The sequence below is a fragment of the Flavobacterium daemonense genome (assembly GCF_007341385.1).
Lineage (GTDB): Bacteria > Bacteroidota > Bacteroidia > Flavobacteriales > Flavobacteriaceae > Flavobacterium > Flavobacterium daemonense.
The window spans coordinates 201,980-223,453 of the sequence record NZ_VJYD01000001.1; the positions used below are offsets into that span (position 1 = coordinate 201,980).

17 protein-coding genes are annotated in these 21,474 nt (G+C 35.0%); 10 read left to right on the forward strand and 7 right to left on the reverse strand.

What is annotated here, in order from left to right; all coding sequences use genetic code 11:
* Positions 1-46 precede the first annotated feature (46 nt).
* The 9 genes from FND99_RS00735 (at position 47) to FND99_RS00775 (ending at position 15,861) form a co-directional block, all read left to right on the forward strand.
* On the forward strand, positions 47-1,114 hold the full coding sequence (locus tag FND99_RS00735; protein WP_144336089.1) for a leucine-rich repeat domain-containing protein: 1,068 nt from the start codon (positions 47-49) through the stop codon (positions 1,112-1,114).
* Positions 1,115-1,256: 142 nt separating this feature from the next.
* Complete coding sequence (locus FND99_RS00740; protein ID WP_144336090.1) at positions 1,257-2,882, forward strand: tetratricopeptide repeat protein; 1,626 nt, start codon at positions 1,257-1,259, stop codon at positions 2,880-2,882.
* A 394-nt stretch (positions 2,883-3,276) separates the two neighbouring features.
* A complete protein-coding gene (locus tag FND99_RS00745; protein WP_144336091.1) occupies positions 3,277-9,414 on the forward strand; it encodes a M4 family metallopeptidase in 6,138 nt (2,045 codons plus the stop codon).
* Between the two features lie 66 nt (positions 9,415-9,480).
* Complete coding sequence (locus FND99_RS00750) at positions 9,481-10,128, forward strand: porin family protein (RefSeq protein ID WP_144336092.1); 648 nt, start codon at positions 9,481-9,483, stop codon at positions 10,126-10,128.
* Positions 10,129-10,349: 221 nt separating this feature from the next.
* A complete protein-coding gene (locus FND99_RS00755; protein WP_144336093.1) occupies positions 10,350-12,722 on the forward strand; it encodes an arylsulfatase in 2,373 nt (790 codons plus the stop codon).
* 148 nt (positions 12,723-12,870) lie between these two features.
* The gene (locus FND99_RS00760) at positions 12,871-14,448 is read left to right on the forward strand and encodes an arylsulfatase (RefSeq protein WP_144336094.1); all 1,578 of its coding nucleotides are present in this window, start codon (positions 12,871-12,873) and stop codon (positions 14,446-14,448) included.
* Between the two features lie 212 nt (positions 14,449-14,660).
* A complete protein-coding gene (locus FND99_RS00765; RefSeq protein WP_144336095.1) occupies positions 14,661-14,867 on the forward strand; it encodes a hypothetical protein in 207 nt (68 codons plus the stop codon).
* 43 nt (positions 14,868-14,910) lie between these two features.
* Entirely contained in the window at positions 14,911-15,420 is a 510-nt protein-coding gene (locus tag FND99_RS00770) for a PRC-barrel domain-containing protein (RefSeq protein WP_246074144.1), read from the forward strand.
* Positions 15,421-15,486: 66 nt separating this feature from the next.
* Positions 15,487-15,861, forward strand: a complete 375-nt coding sequence (locus tag FND99_RS00775) for a nuclear transport factor 2 family protein (protein WP_144336097.1) — start codon at positions 15,487-15,489, stop codon at positions 15,859-15,861.
* An 80-nt stretch (positions 15,862-15,941) separates the two neighbouring features.
* Here FND99_RS00775 and FND99_RS00780 read toward each other — a convergent pair whose 3' ends face one another.
* The 3 genes from FND99_RS00780 to FND99_RS00790 all read right to left on the reverse strand — a co-directional run bounded on the left by FND99_RS00780 (position 15,942) and on the right by FND99_RS00790 (position 17,804).
* Entirely contained in the window at positions 15,942-16,814 is an 873-nt protein-coding gene (locus FND99_RS00780; protein ID WP_144336098.1) for a helix-turn-helix domain-containing protein, read from the reverse strand.
* 5 nt (positions 16,815-16,819) lie between these two features.
* On the reverse strand, positions 16,820-17,287 hold the full coding sequence (locus FND99_RS00785) for a nucleoside deaminase (RefSeq protein WP_144336099.1): 468 nt from the start codon (positions 17,285-17,287) through the stop codon (positions 16,820-16,822).
* Positions 17,288-17,438: 151 nt separating this feature from the next.
* Positions 17,439-17,804: a DsrE family protein gene (locus tag FND99_RS00790; RefSeq protein WP_144336100.1), complete on the reverse strand. Its 366-nt coding sequence runs from the start codon at positions 17,802-17,804 to the stop codon at positions 17,439-17,441.
* 214 nt (positions 17,805-18,018) lie between these two features.
* Here FND99_RS00790 and FND99_RS00795 point away from each other — a divergent pair, with 214 nt between their 5' ends.
* Positions 18,019-19,107 carry an NADH:flavin oxidoreductase gene (locus tag FND99_RS00795; protein ID WP_144336101.1) on the forward strand — a complete coding sequence of 363 codons (1,089 nt, stop codon included), beginning with the start codon at positions 18,019-18,021 and terminating at the stop codon, positions 19,105-19,107.
* Between the two features lie 67 nt (positions 19,108-19,174).
* Here FND99_RS00795 and FND99_RS00800 read toward each other — a convergent pair whose 3' ends face one another.
* Genes FND99_RS00800 through FND99_RS00815 form a run of 4 tightly spaced genes read right to left on the reverse strand, consistent with a single transcriptional unit; the run spans position 19,175 to position 21,464 of the window.
* The gene (locus FND99_RS00800; protein WP_144336102.1) at positions 19,175-20,032 is read right to left on the reverse strand and encodes an alpha/beta fold hydrolase; all 858 of its coding nucleotides are present in this window, start codon (positions 20,030-20,032) and stop codon (positions 19,175-19,177) included.
* A 58-nt stretch (positions 20,033-20,090) separates the two neighbouring features.
* The gene (locus FND99_RS00805; RefSeq protein WP_144336103.1) at positions 20,091-20,645 is read right to left on the reverse strand and encodes a carboxymuconolactone decarboxylase family protein; all 555 of its coding nucleotides are present in this window, start codon (positions 20,643-20,645) and stop codon (positions 20,091-20,093) included.
* 18 nt (positions 20,646-20,663) lie between these two features.
* Complete coding sequence (locus FND99_RS00810) at positions 20,664-21,230, reverse strand: cupin domain-containing protein (RefSeq protein ID WP_144336104.1); 567 nt, start codon at positions 21,228-21,230, stop codon at positions 20,664-20,666.
* 6 nt (positions 21,231-21,236) lie between these two features.
* Positions 21,237-21,464, reverse strand: coding sequence for a 2TM domain-containing protein (locus FND99_RS00815; protein WP_144336105.1), 228 nt, complete (start codon positions 21,462-21,464; stop codon positions 21,237-21,239).
* Positions 21,465-21,474 lie beyond the last annotated feature (10 nt).

Below are 21,474 nucleotides of genomic sequence, written 5' to 3' on the forward strand. Positions count from 1 at the left end.
GAATAATTGCCAAAGAATAGCCAAAATAGATATAATCCAGAAACAAATGAAACACGCCAAACCACTTTTTATAATTTTTACATTTCTATTTTTTACTAATTTCTTACTTGCGCAAACGGAAGAAGGATATACTAAAATTCCCGATTCAAATTTTGAACAATGGCTGATTGACAACAAATACGACTCGGGCAAAATAGATGGTAAAGTACTTACAACTAATATTGTACATATAAAGACAATGGATATTTCAAAGCAAAAGATAGCAAGTTTGTCAGGAATTCAAGATTTTTTAGCATTGACAAATTTATATTGTGATGAAAACAAGTTGAAAAAAATTGATGTAAGCAAAAATGTAAACTTGGAATATTTGAATTGTTCAAATAACAAGTTAAAAATTTTGAAATTAAAAGAGAATAAGGCTTTATCTATTTTGCAATGCTACAATAATAAAATATCCAACTTAGATTTGACGGCAAATACGAATTTAATTCAGTTGAATTGTTTCGAAAACAAATTAGAAAAACTTGATTTAAGTAAAAATCAAAATATGCAAATGTTGCAATGCAGTAATAATTTTTTGAACGATTTGAATGTAGCTCAAAGTTCTGAATTAGAATATTTAGAATGCGATCAGAATCAATTTGCTTCTTTGGATATAACTAAAAATCTAAAACTGACTACGCTAAAATGTTCGAAGAACAATTTAAGAACTTTGAACATTAGCCAAAATAAGGTTTTGACATCTGTAGAATGTTCTGAAAATCAGTTGACACATATTTCTTTTTCAAAAAACGGTGCTTTAAAGTATTTAAATTGCGCTCACAATCAATTTACGGTTTTGAATGTGAGTGAAATCAAAGACTTAAAAGAATTGTCATGTGATTATAATTTTTTGGAAAAATTAGATTTCTCAAATAATACAGAATTGAAAGGATTTGATTGTTCTTATAATAAATTGAAATCCCTAAATATTAAAAATTGCACGAAACTGAGTTATTTTTATGCTGATGAAAACTCGGATTTAAATTGCATCAATGCTGATTTTGATGGAAAAACGCGTCCAGAAAGCGGTTTGGTAGATTTTTCTAAATGCAGGATTTTATGCGTCAATTAAATCCAGAAAACGAAGATCTTTTTACTATCATTCTAAATACTGCCATGAATTTATGTTAAATTCGGGCAGTATTTTTTTTGTACGCGTTATAAGTGTTTATTTTGCATATTTTTGGATAAAATCTTAAGAATTTTCAAACATAATGACACGATTACTCTCTTTTTTCTTCGTTTTTTCATCTTTTCTTCTTCATTCGCAAACATCAACAAAAGAAATGATTGATCGTTTAAATACGATTGACAACCATGAACAGAAAGTTGAATTATGTCTTAAAATTGCTGAAAAACTACAACATTCAGATTGGGAAAGAGCGATAAAATATGTTGAATCGGCAGAGACAGAAGCAAAGAAAACTGAAAATCCAGATCTTGCTTTGGCCAAAGTCTATGTCGCCACAGCCGATTTATACAATTCAAAAGATGTTATAGATGTTACGCTTCAATATTATCTAAAAGCGTATGAAATTTATAAAAGCAATAAGAATATTCCAGAAGCTTCTAAAGTTGAAAATAATTTGGCCATTATTTATGCAAAAAGCAATAACGAAGAAAAAGCGTTGCAATATTTTTTACATGTTTATCACTACCAAAAGTCTAAAAATGAACCTGACAAGCTTGTAAAAATATTAAACAACATTGGTACAACGTATTTGGGCAAAAGCTTGGACTCGTCGTTGTATTATTATCACAAAGCCGATGCAATTGCTTCATCATTAAAGGATAATTCACTTAAAACTTATGTTTACACCAATTTAGCACGTGCATATGGTATCAAAAAAGACAATAAAAAGGCCGATTTTTATTTTGAAAAAGCACTTTCGTTTGTAAATTCTCCAATTGATAATTCATTAAAAACCTTTGTTTATGAATCGTTGTCGGATTACAGCTTAGGGCAAAACAAATTCGATCAAGCAATTGCAAATGCCAAGCAAGCTTTAGAATTATCAAAAGAAAACGAATTTGGTTTTTCGGCGCTTCGGTTAAATAAAATTTTATATCATGCGTATTTGAGTAAAGAAGATTATAAAAATGCGGTTCATTATTTTCAGAAATACAACGAAATCAGCGACAGCATCAATATTGAACAGAAAGCTGTAAATCTTGAACGAATTCGTCTGGAACAAGATTATAAAGTGCGAACGCAGATTCAGGAACTTGTTGAAGAGAAAACAAGATTTAAATATTATGTTATTGGCTTGATATTGGTTATCGGTATTTTGACTTTGATTATTTTATTGATCCGTTATCGAAATAAAAACATCAAGAATCAGCTTGAAAAAGAAAAATTAAAGGCCAAAGAGCAAGAATTGAAGCAAAGCCTAGAATCCAAAAATATGGTTTTGATCGGAAAGGCAATGTCTGAAATTCATCGAACCGATAACATCAACGAAATCTTGACCGATCTTAAAAAGATAAAACTCAAAACGGCCAACAAAGAAATGCAGCAGGCAATTGATATTGTTTTGAAGCGATTGGAAAAAGATTTAAATACCGATATCTGGAAAGAATTTGAATTGAGTTTTGAACAGGTTCATAAATCGTTCTTTGATAAACTTACTGTTGATTATCCTTCACTAACTCCAAAAGACCGCAGATTATGTGCTCTTTTGTATCTTGATTTAACTACAAAAGAGATTTCTCAAATTACTGGACAATCGTTTAAATCAATCGAAAATGCACGAACAAGGCTTCGTAAAAAGTTCGATTTAACGAACGAAAAAGTAAATCTTTCTACTTATTTGAACACTTTCAAAGGTGATTCAATGTAAAATTATTATTAAGCTAATGTTTTGATTTAGTTAATGTTGTATTTAAAAGAGTGTTTTTTTGGCAGCACTTTTTTACCGCCGAGTGTTTTTGCAATAGTCCTTTTTTTTATTGGCGCCTGCTTCGCCTTCTATATTTACCAAAAAAATATCAGAAGTTAATTTTAAATGAATGCGAAGAAAAAGAATGTACCTCTCAAAAGTTTAGAAGAACTTTTAGAGGAAACTCAAACAAAAAAAAGCGCGCTCTTAAAAATTCTACAAAAAATTACGAAACCAGATTCTAAAGATCAACCGCCCAATTGATTTAGAAGAAGCTTTTTTATGCTTTTGTACGAAGAACTAAAGTGCACTCTTATTAACAATGCAACCTTAATACTAATTTAAATTTTTAAAAATGAACCAAACCTACTTTAAGTCCAGGTATTTGTTTCTTTTGCTGAGTTTCTTAGTCTGTTCCTTCGGAATGGCTCAGTCTCCGCTGAAAAAAACAAATCAGGCTAATGTTCAAACGGCAATTCAAATGCCAGGCACAATTGCCACAAAGGATCAAGTTTCTAAAAAAACGACTGATCCAAATGCTATTCCGGAAACGGATGCCGACAATCCCTTTCTTCAAAAAGAACAGGATATAAATGGCACAAAACTTTCGCAGGAAGAAAGCGCGGCAGTGACCAGACAAGCGCAGGAAAGTCAAAAACTTTTTGGGCAAAACGCAAGTTCTTCAACAAATAAAAGAATTGTTCAGGACAGTACAAAGGTTAAAACGTTTGCAAAAACAGGAAATTTAACCTCAAAAAATGTCTTTGAAGTTAAAAAAGAAGCTTTTGGATTGGCTAGTTCAGACAAAATGCAATTAAAATCTTTTTCAGATAAGCATGGCCGAACTTTGGCTACTTATCAGCAATTGCACAATTCTATTCCGGTTGAAGGATCAATTTACAAGGTTAGAGAAAACAAAACTAAGATTGATGCTTTTGGTGAAATCAGAAAAAAATTACCAGAAAGCGGCAGCTACAAAATGAATGCTTCGCAAGGTCTTGAAAGTGCTCTTAGAACTGTAAATGCTAAAGAATATGTTTGGCAAAGCAAAAAAATGAGTGCTTTGGTAAACAAAAATATTAGCAAAAAACCTGAAGGCGAATTGGTTTATGTTGGACCAGATTTTTCTTCTCAATTGAAAGAATATCATTTAGCTTGGAAATATGATATTTACGCTACAAATCCGCAATCGAGCCAAACTATTTATGTTGATGCAAATACTGGTAAAACAATTTTAAAAATTGATTTAAGCAGAGATCTTCGTTCGGCTGCTGATGCTGACGGAAGACCAGCTATTGGTAAAGGAAAAGCAAGATTTGCTGGAGATGTAACTTTTGGAACCACTCAATATGCAGATGGTTATAGATTGGAAAGCTTGGTAGGAAAATACAAAGTGCCAATGTATACTTTAAATATGAATCATGCCGAGCATGCATCTGACGATGTGCTTACAGAATATATCGATGAAGATAACAACTGGAATGATTTGTATAATAAAGACCATGATGAAGCTGCAATTGATATTCATTGGGGAATGCAAACAACCTTGAACTATTATGAAGAAAAATTTGATCGTAATAGTGTTGATGACAAAGGAATGACCATTTTTGCACTGGCACACTTAGGAACTAATGTTGAAAATGCTTCTTGGACAGGAGGATGGGCGCAATTTGGAGATGGTATTGACCAGCCTTTTGTAAGTTTGGGAATTACTGGACACGAAATGACGCATGCTATAACACAGTTTTCTGCTGGATTGATTTATCAGGGAGAATCTGGAGCAATGAATGAATCTTTCAGTGATATTTTTGGAATTTCTATTGAGCTTTATGCTGGAAAAGATTCAAAAAGTGACATTTGGATGTTAGGTGACGAATTATACAAACACGGAAGTTTAAGAAGTATGGCCGACCCAAAAGCGGCTGGCCAGCCTGATACTTACGGAGGAGAATATTGGGCAGATCCAGCAGCTAGTTCTGACAATGGTGGTGTGCACCAAAACAGCGGAATTACCAATTACTGGTATTATCTTTTAGTTGAAGGCGGAAAAGGGGTAAATGACCTTAATAATAGTTATGATATTAAAGGTATTGGTTTAGAAAAAGCGGAGAAAATCGCTTATGTAACGCTTACAGAGTATTTATCGCCTTCTTCAAATTTTAGAGATATGCGTAACGCCTCTTTAATGGCAACAGAAGATTTATACGGTCTTGGATCTGAAGAATACAAACAAGTTACAAATGCTTGGTATGCAATTGGTGTTGGTGCCCCTTATTCAGATAAACAGTTGTCAATTGTTTCGGTACAAAATCCGTCTTTGCCATGTGGGCAATTGAAAGGTGACGAACCTTTTTATATAACTTTTGAAAATACAGGATCTACTCCAATTAAAGCATATGAAGTTTTAAATTACAAATTGAGAGCAATGGCAAGTGCTTTAGGCCGACTTATTGTTTTCTATTCTAATGATGGTAAAATTTATTTCCCTAAAGATTTAGCTCCTGGCGAAAAAGTGACTTTAGAGCTTAGAGACAAAATACCATATCAGACAGGAGGACCTACAAATTACATAGAAGTAAAATTAGATCTTAATCCAATTACTGATTTTGGTCAAAAAGATGGTTATACTTTTACTTCACAAATCGTTGTTCCTGTAGCTCAAAAAGATTTTGATATTAAAGTAACAAATCTTGAAATTCCAGATTATAATGGAGGAGTACAGCCTGCAAACCATACTTTAGCAATTTCGCTTTATAATTTAGGTTGTCAGGATATTCCAGCAGGAACTAAATTAAAAATTGGATATGCTGATACAACACTAGGAAGCGTTACAGTTTGGAAAGATATTATTTTAGAAACTGCTTTTAAAGGAAAATCAGAAATCAAAATTCCTTTTGACGGAACCATCGATTTATCTGGGCTAGGTTTGCATACCTACGAAGCTTATGTAACATACGACAAAGATCCTGTTACAACAAACAACAGTATTTTGAACGCTGCTTACAGTGGTGTTATAACGCAATTTCCATATGTTCAAGGTTTTGAAAGAACGCCGGGAGGATGGAATACAAAATCGTTAAACACAACAAATCAAAAGTTTATATTTCAAAATTATCCTGCAGCATTTAGAACTGTTAAATCGCAATATATGTGGGGAATGGTAGATTTTAAATCAAATGATAGACCGGCTCTTAATTCAGATTTTGTATTAGAATCGCCAATCTTTGACTTTACAAATGTTGTTTCTCCTTATGCTGAATTCGATTTATATTATTTATTCCACAAAGGATATGACGGACTTATAGTTGAATATTCTGAGGATAAAGGTAAAAACTGGAAAAAAGTTGAAGACGTAAATTATCCTGAAACAGTACATGCTAGTGATTTGTTTGACGGAGGTTGGTTTACAGGAGTAAATACGGTTCTTAAAAAAGATCCTTATCAAATACGCTTAAATGCTCTTGCAGGAAAAAAAGTAGCACTTCGTTTTCATGTTAAAACAGATGATTATAATGATGGTTTCTTAGGAGGATTTTTAGACAACATTCTTGTGGGTGATGCTCCTTATGATTTAGAAATACTTGCTGCAAAATTAGATGCTGGCAAATGTACAATTGACAACACTAATACTACGGTGACTGCTAAAATTACCAATAATTTTGCAACAACAAGCCAAGTAGTAAATGTTACTACTAAAGTTTTAGATGCGGCAAAAAATGTGGTTTTTTCTCAAGTAGAGAAAAGAACTTTGGCTTTTGCTAAATTCAAAGACACCATTTCAATCAGTGTTCCAAATATCAATTTAAAAACTGCAGGAGAGCATACTGTAACAGTTTCAGTTTTCCCAGAAGATATGTTGCAAGATGTTAAGCTGGCCAATAATTCTTATGTATTTACATACGACAATTGGAACAATGAAGATATGAAAGTAGCTGTACTTCCATACAAAATGGATTTTGAAGATGCGTCTAAATACAAAGGCTGGAGAACTTCAGAAAATAGAGGTTCAGCAGGCTGGAAACAAGGACTGAATACGGATTTAGGTTCACCTGGTTGGCCAATCCTTACAGATCATACCAAATTTATGGCGAGTAATGATGATAAATGTAACTGTGACGAAGCAAACGATATGCTAGTTTCGCCAGTATTTGATTTGACAAATTATAAAGAAGCACATTTATCATTTGAAGGTCTTGGTGATAGTCAACATCTTTCTGACGGCTATGTAAAAGTAAGTACAGATGGAGGTGAGACGTGGAAAGAAGTATTCCACATGCCATATTATGGATCTTGGTGGGAATATGGTGTAGATTTAACAGAATATGCCGGAAAATCGTGTGTAATGATAGCATTCGTACACAATGATAATGGATTATTTGCGAACGGTTTCGCAGTAGATAATATCGAAATTAAAGGAGCTAAATCGAATTTGAGACCTTCTAATTTAGTTGTTCCAGAAACGGTTTATGAGGATGTACCTTCGCACGAGTTTAATGTAAACTTTAGAAATTCAGCTTACACGGCATTAGATAAATTTACAATTGAATATCAGATTTCTCAAAACGGAACTGCAGTTGGAAGTCCTATTTTAATTGAAAAAACAGGAGAAATATTAGTAGGACAAACTATTACATATAAAATCGATAATTTACCACAGTTGGCTGTAGGTAAATATGATATTGCGGTAAAAGCCTATACCGCTACTGAACCAAAAGATCAGGCTCAGGTTATAAAAGGATCTTTTGAAGTTATTGCAAAAGCACCAGATTTTAGTGTAGAAACTTTCTCAACTATTCCAAGTGGTTCATTATTTGGTCAAAAAGGTTTTGTTTCTAGTTTAAGTGATGATAATTATCCTTGGAGAGTTGTAGCTACTGCGGACAACGTTAACTTGACACTTCCTAAAAAAGACCATACAGGTGGAACTAATCCGAATATGCTTTATAGCCAGTTAGAGAATTTATCTTACTATAGCGAGTTAGTTTCTCCAATGTATAAATTGGGAGATAATGCAAGTGCTCTTGAATTTTACTACGCTATGCAAAGTAATGTTAATGACATTTTCCTTGTAGATATTAAAACTGTTGGAGGTGCTTGGACAGAATTATGGAGAGCAAACAAAGAAGGTTCTTTTGTTGATACGGAGTGGAAGAAAGTCGATTTGAATATTATGAAATACAAAGGTAAATCAGTAATGTTCCGTTTCAGACACTCTAAAGCAGCAGGATACTCTTATATGGTTATGGATGATTTAAAAATCTATAATGAAGCCGTTACAGATATCTCTATGCAAATTTTGTCACCAAAAGATGTTTGCGGAAGCGAAGAATACAAAGTAAGATTGACTAATGAAGGTCAAATTGCTATTAAAGAAAATTCTATTCAGGTAAATGTAGAGTATCAAAATACTTCAGAGAAAATCTCAGAAGCGGTTGCTGCAGGAATTCCTGTAGGCGAAAGTATCGAATATACTTTTAAAACAACACCTAAATTAGTTGATGGAGATTCTCACGTATTTAATTTTAGTGCAATTGTAGAAAATGACATCATTACTCAAAATAATACAATCGAAGATTACACGTATCAAGGAGTATCTGGAGATTTCAAATTATTTGACAATACATCAATTCACGGTTATGCAGGCAAAAGCGTTTATCTTAATGCTCAATCTAATTTGTTAAGCAAAGAAGTTGATGCAGACTCATTTATCTGGAATACTGGTGAAACTACAAATGCTATCGTAGTAACGAAACCTGGAGATTATATTGTAACAGCGGTTTTGAAAAATGGCTGTTCAATTACAGGGAAAGTAAAAGTAACATTTGATACTTTCAATTCTGAATTAGTAAGTGGTAATGTTTGTGGACCAGAAGTAGTTTTGAATCCAGGAAATTATGCTACATACGAATGGTTTGACGGATCGACAAATCCGACTTTCACAGCAACAGAAAGTGGTGAATATTATGTAACCGTTTATAACGAAGACGGATTGGGTAAAATTTTCAATACAAGTATTACAGTTCTTGAAAACAATAAACCATCGATTGGAGTTTTAGATGACAAGAAAATTGTAGCTTCAGATGATGCGACAGCATATCAATGGTATTTGAACGGTAAACCGATTCCAAATGCGACAGAAAAAGCAGTTGCAACAATCTGGGAAGGTACGTATAGCCTAAGAGCAACAAATAGCAACGGATGTGATAGCATGTCTGATGAATACGAGTCAAAAGGTTTGATTATTGGAAAATTGACAAATGCTTTCAGAGTTTTCCCGAATCCAGCAGTTGACAATGTAAATATTTTCTTGGCAGATAAAGTAGAAGGCCAAACTGAACTTAAGATCTACTCAATGAACGGAAATGCAATTTGGAGCAAAACATACAGCAGTTTACCTTCAAATATAAGTGTAAGCGAATTAACAACAGGAGTTTACATTTTAGATTGTACGGTTCAAGGTAAAAAGTATTCAGCTAAGATTATCAAGAACTAATAGAAATTAGAGATAGAATTGGTGGCTTTTATTTTGAGAGTCACCATTCTTAAAACAATAAAAATTATGAAAAAATCCATGCTCGTTTTATGTACACTTTTTATGTGTGCAGCAGTTACAGCCCAAACCGAAAAGGTAAAGCTGGGAGTAAAAGCAGGTTTAAATATTTCCAATCTTACTTTTGATGAAAACGCAGTGAATTCATCAAGCAGAACTGGCTTTGCAGCTGGTTTGATGGCCGAAATTCCTTTAGCGAAAAACTTTGCAATCCAGCCGGAGTTATTATACAGTCAGCAAGGAATGAAGTTTTCGTATTCAGATCCAGATGTTACAAATTCAGATTACAAAAGCACAGTTAAACTAAACTATTTAAACATTCCTGTAATGTTGAAATATTATGTCGCAAAAGGATTCAGTCTTCAGGCAGGACCTCAAATTGGGATACTTTTAAAAGCCAATAATGAATATCAGGATAATTTTTTAGGTTACGAAAACCGCGAAACGCTTAACTTATCTGATTATTCGACTGGTATTGATACCGCAGTAAATTTCGGATTAGGTTATCAATTTCAGAATAAATTTTATGCAGATGCCAGATATACGATTTCGTATTCAAACGTTTTTAAAGACGCAATTTCAAGCGGCAATTATGTTATAAACAGCGATATGAAGAATAGAGTTTTTCAAGTAACATTAGGTTATTTTTTTAATTAGAGTTAGTATATTTCATATCTTTCTAAAACCACTCTTAACGGAGTGGTTTTTTATTATTTGGCAAGTCAATAAAAGATTTTACGAGCTTTCAAAAATGAAGTTCGGTTTACTATAAAGCCAAATGATACAAAAATTTGTTTCAAATTATAATTTGCAACATCTTTTAAAAAATAAAGTAAACTCATGTTTGTAAATTAGTGCTCACCGCTAAATTTATACATATGAAATCGTTTACTAGCCCAAAATTCCTATTGATTTTGGCAGTGTTTTTTTTCAGCTGCAATCAATCAAAACAAACTGATACGGTAACAGAAACAAATACTTCGGGAGATTTAGACCGAACAATATTGCCAATTCCAGAGCCACCTTTTGGCGGTAAAATTGGAAAAACGTACAAAGAATCTAAAGAAGAATGGCCAAAATTGGTTACGCCTCCGCAAGGTGCGCCAAATGTCATCATTATTATGCTCGATGATGTTGGTTTTGGGCAAGTAAGCACTTTTGGAGGACCTGTTCCAACACCTGAATTGGACAAACTTGCCGCAAATGGATTAAAATACAATCGTTTTCATACGACTGCAATTTGTGGTCCTTCGCGAGCAGCTTTGTTAACTGGAAGAAACCATCACAATGCTGGTTCAGGCTTTTTGGCAGAATGGGCGACAGGATATCCGAGTTACAATTGTATGATTCCGAAAAGTACAGCAACTTCTGGCAGAATTTTGAAAGGCAACGGATACAGCACAAGCTGGTTTGGTAAAAATCACAATACACCAGACTGGGAAAGTAGTGTTGCTGGACCATTTGACCGCTGGCCGACAGGTTTAGGCTTCGATTATTTTTATGGATTTATTGGCGGTGAAACACATCAATACTATCCTGTTCTTTTTGAAAACACGAAAGCAGTAGAACCAGATAAATCGCCAGAACAAGGTTATCATTTTATGACCGATATGACGGATAGAGCTATTAATTGGCTGCAATACAGCAAATCTGTCGCGCCTCAAAAACCAGTTATGATGTATTTTGCACCTGGAGCTGCGCACGCTCCGCATCATGCACCAAAAGAATGGCGTGATAAATTCAAAGGACAATTTGATAAAGGTTGGGATGTTGTGAGACAAGAAACCTATGAGCGTCAGTTGAAAATGGGAATTATTCCTCCGGGAACAAAATTAACTCCAAGACCTGACTGGGTTACGCCTTGGGACAAACTTTCGGCAGATCAGAAAAAACTTTTTGCACGTTTGATGGAAAATTATGCAGGATATCTTTCGTTTGCAGATCATGAAACAGGACGACTTTTAGATGCGATCAGTAAACTCCCAGATGCTGACAATACGCTGATATTTTATATTGTTGGAGATAATGGGGCAAGTTCAGAAGGAGGAATGGAAGGAACAGTCAACGAGATAAAAGCATTGAGCGGTATTTCAACTCCATTGGCAGATAATTTAAAACATCTTGATGAAATTGGCGGTCCAAATACCGAACCACATTATCCTGTAGGATGGGCATGGGCAGGAAATGCTCCTTTTCAATGGGTAAAACAAGTAGCTTCTCACTTTGGCGGAAGCCGAAACCCAATGGTTGTGAGCTGGCCAAAAGTGATAAAAGACAAAGGCGGTATGCGAAGTCAGTTTATTCATTTGATTGATGTACTTCCTACTGTTTTAGATGCTTCTCATCTTCCGGCTCCAAAAACGGTTGATGGCGTTGAACAAAAACCAATGGACGGCGTTTCGTTCTTGTCCACTTTTACAGATAAAAATGCTAAACCTGTTAGAACCAGACAATATTTTGAGATATTTAGTAATAGGGCTATTTATGATAATGGCTGGGTTGCAGCTGCACAGCATACTTACCCGTGGAGACAGGATTTTGCGCCTGGAAACTGGGATAAAGACAAATGGGAACTTTATAATATCGATGAAGATTATAGTGAATCAGTGGATTTGGCTAAAAAATATCCTGAAAAATTAGAAGAACTGAAAGCCATTTTTGATGAAGAAGCCAAAAAATATAATGTTTATCCGTTAGACGATAGAGGTACAGGACGATTGATTTCACCAAAACCTACGCCGTCAGATCCTAAACGCAAACATTTCACTTTTTATGCTGGAGCAATACGATTGGCTGAAACAGCTTCGCCAAATACTAAAAATAAATCGCACAGCATTACGGCTGAAATTGAGCTGAAATCAAAATCAGACAGCGGAATTATTGTCGCTTCGGGTGGAAGTTCAGCAGGATTTGCATTGTATGTGCAAAACGGAAAATTGGTGTATCACTATAATTATTTTGATGATGCGCGTTATGTGATTACTTCAAAAGAAGCGCTTCCGATTGGAAAAAGCACCGTACGATTTGATTTTGCTTATGATGGCGGCGGAACCGGAAAAGGCGGAACAGGAAAACTTTTCATTAATGATAAATTAGTCGGTGAAGGACGAATTGACAAAACAGTAGCAGCCCGTTTTGGAATTGATACTTTCGGAATTGGCGAAGATTCGGGTTCACCAGTCGCAAAATCCTATAAACCTCCATTCAAGTTTACGGGAATAATTGACAAAGTCGATATTGACTTGAAGTAATTGTGAATGGTGAATGGTGAATTGTTAATTGTGAATTGTGAATTGTGAAATGTGAATTATCAATTATCAATTATCAATTATCCATTATCCATTATCCATTATCAATTAACCATTATAAAATCTGAATTTTAGTTTTAAATAAATAATTATGAAAAAGTACTTTGTTTTATTAGCCGTTTTAGCTTTTGTTGCTGAAATTAATGCGCAGCAAACTTATTTTAATCCAACAGTTAGGGTGAAAGAATATTTGGAACCTGCAATTCCGCATCCGGATCAGGATAAAGAAATGAAAGATAAAATGAGCAAGCTGAAAAAGAAACCTAATATTTTGATCATCCTAATTGATGATATGGGATATGGAGATATTGGTGTTTATGGTGGAGGTGTTGCGATTGGTGCGCCAACTCCTAATATTGACAAAGTATCGCACGAAGGATTACAGCTTACATCGACGTACGCACAGCCAACTTGTACGCCAAGCCGCGCTGCAATTATGACGGGGAGAATTCCAGCAAGATCCGGATTGACAAGGCCAACTTTAACAGGTGAAAATCCTAAAGTAAATCCGTGGGCTTCTGAAAATACTACGGCCAAAATACTTTCACAAAATGGTTACAAAACCGCTATTTCAGGAAAATGGCATTTGGGCGAAAGCAAAGGAAGTCTTCCTAACGATGTGGGTTACGACGAATGGCTTGGTTTTGGTTCGGTTCAATCAGAATATGCGCAGTTTGTCAACGAATGGATTTACCCTGATTTGATCAACAAGCCAGAACGTTTGGCAGCGATGAAAAAATTGGTTGATCAGAATATCTTAACAGGTAAAAAAGGTGGTGAAAACAAAATTGTGCAACCAATTTCAAATATCGAAGAATTGTCTAAAGTTGATCAAGTTTTTGCTAATTACAGTGAAGATTTCATCAGACGTTCGGTTAAAGAAGACAAACCTTTTTATTTGATTCATTCTTTTTCTAAAGTGCACAATGACAATTACGTGTCTGAAGGTTACAAAGGAAAAAGCCCAGCTGCTTTCCCTTACAAAGATGCTGTAGTTGAAGTTGATGATATCGTTGGCCGACTAATGAAACTTTTACAAGATTTAAAAATAGATGAAAACACATTAGTTTTCATTACTTCAGACAATGGACCAAACGAAGATGTTTGGCCAGATAGTGGTTACACACCATTTAGAGGAGGAAAAGGAACAACTTGGGAAGGCGGTGTAAGAGTACCAGGAATTGCGTACTGGAAAGGCATGATTGCACCGGGACGCATCAGCGATGGATTATTTGATATTTGCGATATGTTTAATACTTCTCTTTCAGCAGCAGGGGTTTTAGATAAAATTCCTTCTACCAATTATATTGATGGAGTAGATCAGTTATCATTTTTTTTGTCAGATAAAGGGGTGTCGAATCGAAACGCCGTTTTTATGTATTCTGAAACCAAATTCATGGCGGTGAGATGGCAGGAATACAAGGTGCATATGAATGTTTTCAATACATCGGCAGAGCGAAGAAATCTGGATCAATCTACAATTCAAAGCATCGGTATGAGTCCGTGGGTTTACAATCTATATACAGATCCAAAAGAACAAGTGAGTTCAGGACACCGTTTCTTCGAATGGGGAATTCCGGGTGTAATGGGACTTATTTCGGCACATTTGGCAACGTATCAAAAATATCCAATGAAAGACATCGGTTTGAAGAAACCGGGCGCTGAATAAAATATTTTCAGAAATTAATAAAAACAGAAACTCCTCAATTTTGAGGAGTTTTTTGTTTTTAGAAACAGGAATTTTGCAAACCATTCAAATGATTAAATATCAAATCTACTGGGAATTTTGTAACATCCGACTGAAATTAAATACTTCTGACGATCAGCTCATTTGTACCTTTAATTGAACATAAAAACTATTATAAAATCAAAAAATACGTTATGGCAGAAATTAAGATTGAGAAGAGAAAGCCTATATGGCCGTGGATTATAGCACTGCTGATCATTGGAGGAATAATCTATTATATTTATTGTGTAGACCACGATGTTAAAGGTGAAAGAAATGTAGAAATCCAAGATACTACAGCAGTAGATAATACAGTAGATACAACTGCGGTAAATACAGTTGATACTACAACCGTGAAATAAAGAACAAGTTTTAGAAAATTCGAAAACTATTAAAAACGAAATTATGGAAAAGAATCGAAATTTATATAAATTGGACGAACTATCAGATTATAAAATTGCATCAAATTACTCAGATGTAAGAGGTTGGAAAATAGTTGATTCCGATAACCGAACTATTGGCACGATTGATAATCTGTGGGTAAATAAAGACATGAAGCGCGTTGTTTATTTGGATGTAAAAGTTGCCAAAGAATTACTTGAAGACAATCACAAGGAATTGCATGATGTTATCGAAAATGATAATGGAAAAGAATATATTTATAAAGAAGGAGACAGTCATATTATTATACCAATTGGGTCTGTAAGCATTAATAAAGACACTAAAATTGTAATGGCAAACAGTATTGGCTACGATACTTTTAGAAATACAAGCAGGTACCATAGACAGCACCAGTTTGACAGAGATTATGAGCGAAAAGTCATGAAATCGTATTATCCTGAAAATGATCCTGATTCCACTTATTACAGCGACGATGACACTTTTTATGACCGCAGAGAATTTGACGACAGGTAATAATTTTATCAAAATTTCTTCGTAAATTTTCTTCGTAAATTGTTTAATTAATTTTTGGAGATAATTATGGAAACACAAATTATTGAACTGGAGAAAAAATATTGGCAAGCAATGCAGAATCATGATTATGAAACCGTTAAAAAGCTTACTTTTTTTCCCTGCATGATTGCCGGCAAAAGCGGGTTGCAAAGCGTAGACGAATCTATGTTTAAAAAGATGTTTGACTCTGTTGAAAGCGGCAAAATAAAAGTATTGAATATTTCTGATGTGGATGAAAAGCCAATTAGTGAAAATACCACAGTACTTGGATATTTGATAACATTAGAAATGGCCGACGACAAACAAAATTCGCCAATGAAATGTGTGTGTACTTCTACTTGGATTAAAAAAAATAATAATTGGGTTTGTGCACTGCATACAGAAACAGAATTGTCTCAGTAATAAAACAGTGAAGATTAAAAAAGCTCTAATTGATATGAATTAGAGCTTTTTTATTTTTAAATAATACTTATATTTTCCAATTAACCTTTGTTAAAACCTATTGTATCTCTATACAATTGAGGCGAAATATCGGTTTTGCCTTTAAATACTCGGCTGAAATAATATTCATCATCATACCCAAGTTCGTAGGCAATCTCTTTTACGGTTTTGTCTGTTAGATACAATTCTCTTTTGGCTTCAACAATGATTCTTTCTGTTATTAAATCAGAAAGTGTCATATTGAAATGATTTTTTGCTGTTCTTGCAAGCACAACCGATGTTACATGCAGTATTTCAGCATAATCGCTTGCAGAATGTTTGGTTCGGAAATTATCTTCAATTGCATTTCGTAAGTTTTGTACAATGAAAAGCTGTTTGTCATTTGCCTTTATTTCCTTGATTGATTGCTGTTCCAATTTTATTCGCGTAGCAAGAACTAAGAATATTTTAAGATACGAAACAAGAACTTCATCTTTTCGCAGCGCTTCCATTTTTAGCTCATTGACAATTTCTCTGATGATATTCATTAGCGTTTGTTTATTATTTTGATCCAAATAAATAAACGGCTGTTGATAGACATTATTGAACAAGATTCCGTTTGCGGCAATTTCTTTATGATGTCTGTAAATGCAGAAAAACTCGTGGTGAAACTGAATAGAAATACCCGTTATAGGTTGTTCTGAAGCCAGCATAAAAGGTTGATACGGATAAAAAGCAAACAAAGTATTTTCTTTGAAAGCATATTCGGAAAGATCCACTTTGGCTATTCCTTCGCCCGAAGTAATCAAGATTAAAGTAAAATAATTATTTCGTTGAATATGATCAAAATAACTTGTATTGTCAAATTCAAAAACTTTAAATGACAAGTTTCCATTTTGTTGATTAACAAGCGTATGTACAGATTGTGATAACATCGATATTATGATTTGCCTAATAATTCTAAAAATTGTGCATTAAGTTTCTGGCAATCGGCTTCACATACATTGCCGATAATTGTTGGTTTATTTCCCCATTTAGGAACATCTTCAGCACTAAGAATTTTATAATTTGAAGTAAAACCGCCAACATTAGGAACTGCAATCCCAAAAATGATTTCAGCTATTTTGTGATGCCGAATCATATACGAACACATAATGCACGGTTCATGAGTTGTGTACATTTTTGCGAGATGCAATTTATCTGAAAACCCATTTTTTACGGCATCTCTTACAGCTAATATTTCTGCATGATTCGTAATATCTCCAGTTGATTTTCCAGATTCAATTCCCGTACCGATTATCTTTCCATCAATCACAATCAGCGCACCTACAGGTGGATTTCCGGCTTTAAGAGCAGTTTTGGCAAGCTCTAAACATTGATGCATATAATGTTGAAATTCTTCTTGCATAATGAATTAAATTTGAATTTATGAAAATATCCATTTCCTGCTAAATTACTCAAAAAGCAGCTGTTTTCGATAACTGTTTATCGTGCTAAAAATTCGATAACATTTAAAAAACTGCCCTCGTATAAAATAGAGAGCAGTTTTTAGTTTTGGTTTAGAAAATCAAAATATCGTAACCTTCTTTTTTTAGGTTGACAAAACTCGGAAGTCCTGGAGTTCCTGGCACTTCGTTGTCATTTAATAATTCATAACCAGAAACTTCAGTGCCAAATACAGCAACACAGCCTTTAGAAAGTCCGTGAACATGATCTTTTACTTCTTTATAAAGAGCATTTACGGGATGCTCTGGTTTTTCAAGCTGTTCTGGCCATCTTATGCCTGTGCCTTGAAAAATAATTTTCACATCTTCACCTTCGTGCTTGAATTCATATGCCGATGCTAAAGCATTGAATACACGTCCTAGCGCTTCTTCTGAACCCGCTTTTGGATCAGAAAGAATAATAATAACTGTTTTTTTCATTTGAATAAATTTTTAATAACATCGCAAAGATCTGACAGCGATATCGGCTAGAGAATGGAGGAAATTTACTTTATAATGGAGAATTTTTTGCGTCTAAATTCAGGTTCAAAACCTCCATTATAAAGTAAAAATCATCCATTTTTCACAAGAGTAGTTCGTGGCAACTTTGCATCAGATAAAATTGATTTAAGTAGAACATTAAAAAATAAACAAAATGGCAGTTTCTGATTTATTCAAACCGCTTACCTTGCTGCATGGTCCAGCAATGAGAAACCGTTTTATGCTTGCGCCTTTGACGAGCCAACAAAGTGATTTTGATGGTACAGCATCTGAATATGATCAATATTGGATGAAACAACTTGCGCAGGGCGGTTACGGATTAATTCAAACCAGTGCCGCAACGGTAGAAGCAGGAGGTATCGCGTTTGAACGCCAACTAGGAATTCACAGCGACGATCATTTATCGGGTCTAACTGAAATGGCTTCGGTAATTCGTAAAGGTGGCGCGTTATCGGCAGTACAATTGTATCATGCAGGACATCGGGCAAAACCATCAATAGGAGGAATCCCGGCACCGGCTTCAAGCAAAACTTTGGAAGGAATAAAAGCAATTACAACGGAAGAAGTAGAGAGAATTCGGGACAATTTTATAGCTGCCGCAAAAAGAGCACAATTAGCAGGATTTGACGGAATCTCAGTTCACGGAGCTTTTGGATGGATTCTTTCCGAATTTATGTCACCAAATTTGAACGATCGCACAGATAAATATGGAGGAAGTCTTGAAAATCGAGCTCGTTTTACGATTGAAGTTATTGAAGGAATTCGCAAAGCTTGTGGTCATAATTTCCAGATTGGCTGGAGATTATCGATTGAACGCTACGGACTTCTTCTGGAAGAATTACGAGAAGTGACAGCCGATATTTTCGATCGAGAATTGATTGATTATTTGGATTTAGCACTTTGGGATTCGACACAAATTGTTCGTGAGGGAACTTTTAAAGGAAAAACCATGCTCAGCGTTTTTACAGAACTTCCGCGAAAAGGTGTTCGTTTAGGCGCAGCAGGAAAAATAATGAGTGCCCAACGTGCCGGAGAACTTCTTGATGAAGGCTGTGATTTTGTACTTATTGCTCGAGCGGCAATTTTGCAGCGTGATTTTCCGCTTCAGGTAAAAGCAAATCCAATGTACGATAGTCCGCAATTGCCTGTCGTGGCTGACTATCTTCGTCAAGGCGGACTCAGCGAACGTTTCATTGAAACCATGCGTGGTTGGCAGACTTTCGTAAAAGCCGGTTCGCTGTAGATAATTATACAAAAAGATTCCTGAAAAATAGTTTCAGGAATCTTTTTTTATGAAAAGGATGCTAAGCCTATTTTGATAAAATGTCTTTTAAAAGCTTGGTCAATTCTGCTGGTCTAGAGATAAACGGGCTATGTCCAGAATCGATTGTGTACGTATTTGTAATGCCTGCTGCTTTTGCCATTTCTTGCTGAAAATTGTACGTAATCGTGTGATCTTCTATTGTGAAGATGTAGTATTTTTTGCCTCCCAAATTATAATCTTCTGTTTTGTAGTTCAATGGAGTTCCAAGTGGAATTGTTGGCTCGGCTTTGTAACGTGCCACAAGAAATTGTTTTTGAGCAACTGTAGCATCTTGAGAAAATATTTTTGGAAGATTAACTTCTGGATTTACGATTCCTGCCAAAGTCTGATCCTCAGATAATTGTAAAGATGCCGGCAAAAGTGATGCTTTATCCATTTGAGAATAATCCAAAACGCTTTTTCCGCTTTGTGGAATAAAGCCAGCCACATAAACCAACTTTTTGATTTTTTGAGGAACCTCAGCAGCAGTTTGAGTAATTACAGCGCCGCCTAAACTATGTCCAATTAAAATTACCGGTTCATTATAAGAATCGATTGCTTTTTTAACCTCATCAACATACGCTTTAAAAGAAACTTGATAAGCGGGAGTTGCATCCTCTCCATGTCCAGGCAATTTGACAACAGAAACCGTATAGCCCGCAGCTTTTAAATCGGCTTCGGTTTGATCCCAAACGTAAGATGCTTGCCATGCGCCGTGTACGAGTACGACAGGAGATTTTTTTGCAGAAACAACTGTATTTTCGTCGTTTGAACATGACGCAGTTGAAATGGTTGTAAACAATAGCAAGAATAGTTTTGAAATTGTTTTTAAAGAGTTTTGCGAATTAATTTTTGATTTTTTCATTGTTTTTAAAATTTATTATTTGTGTTGTTTTTTATAAAAATTGGACGTCTTTTTCAATTTATGGAAGAACATCAAAACCATTTAAAACTGTAGCAAGAAGTGTATAAGCGCCAACTAAAAAGATGAGTTCGGCGAGAGTCTCTTGCCCTAAAATTTCCTTTGCAAGATTGTAAGAAGCGTCAGGAACAATTCGTCCTTTTGCTAGAATAGAAGCGATTTCATAAGCTATGGCTTCTTCCTGATTTAATTCAACAGGACGAAATCCGGCTGCGAGTGACGCCACCGCGGTTGCAGAAAAGCCAAAATGTTTTGCCATAATTTCGTGTGCATAAAGTTCGAAACGCGCACCAAATGCTGTACCAACAGTGAGAATCGCAACTTCGCGGACTTTTTTAGGAAGCGTAGCATAATTATCCAATGAGCGTACAAAACTCAAAGCCGGAATTCCAAATTGAGGAAAAGCAAGCATCGGCGGAAAAGGTCCTGTCAAAGCACCTTCGTTATTCGTCATTACAACTGGGCCTTGGCTGTTTGTAATCAGTTTAAAAACTTCATCATGAACATATCGAACTTCGTCGTTCATTGTTTCTGGGTTTATCGGATTTACTCGCATTACAATTGTTTTTAAGATTTAGCGAAGATTTTCTTCAAATTCTCCATCAATTAAAACAAAGACAACACGACATACTTTTCCAGATTTATTGCTCCAAGCATGATTTGTTCCTCTTTGCACGATAATGTCGCCGGCTTTTGCAGTCGTTTCGCCTTCGTCAACGATCAAGGTCAATTCGCCATCGAGAACAATTCCGTAATCAATTGTTTCGGTTTTATGCATTAAAGGATGTGGTGCATTTCCGCCAGCTTTTGAAGCATGCTCGCCGCTCATGGTTTTAAAATGTTCAAAAGCCTGTTCTTTGGTAAGATTTCGAATTTCATCACTTTCTGGCGGAAAATCAATAACTCGTATTCTTGTTCCGTGTTTTGGAGGTCCCAGAATAAGTCCGTTTTCTTCTGGATCTTGAGAAATGCTGCCTATTAAAGCAGGAGTTTGTTTTGTGTTCCAAACCTCATGGAATTTGGCTCCGTTTGGCCCGCCTACCATATAAGTTCTTGCTGGAATTTCGTCTGAAACAATAATGGCTTTGCCTTCTGGATTATGTCCTGTCACAATTCGTCTAAATGTTGTAGTAGTTTCCATGATTTCTTAGTTTTTGATTTTATTTTTCCCGAATACAAATACACCTAAATAGTGAAAAAGAACTCCAATTGCCCAAGCTGCTGTAGACCATATTGGCCAAGGATAAGTTGTGTCTGTCAAATACCAAATAATAAAGATTACTGGTGTAGCTAGTAAAAAGACAAGAAGGTGAATTTTGAATCCTAATTCTGAATTTTTGTGTGCTTTTCTGTCGATGTTGAATCTAGTTTTCATGATTAAGTTT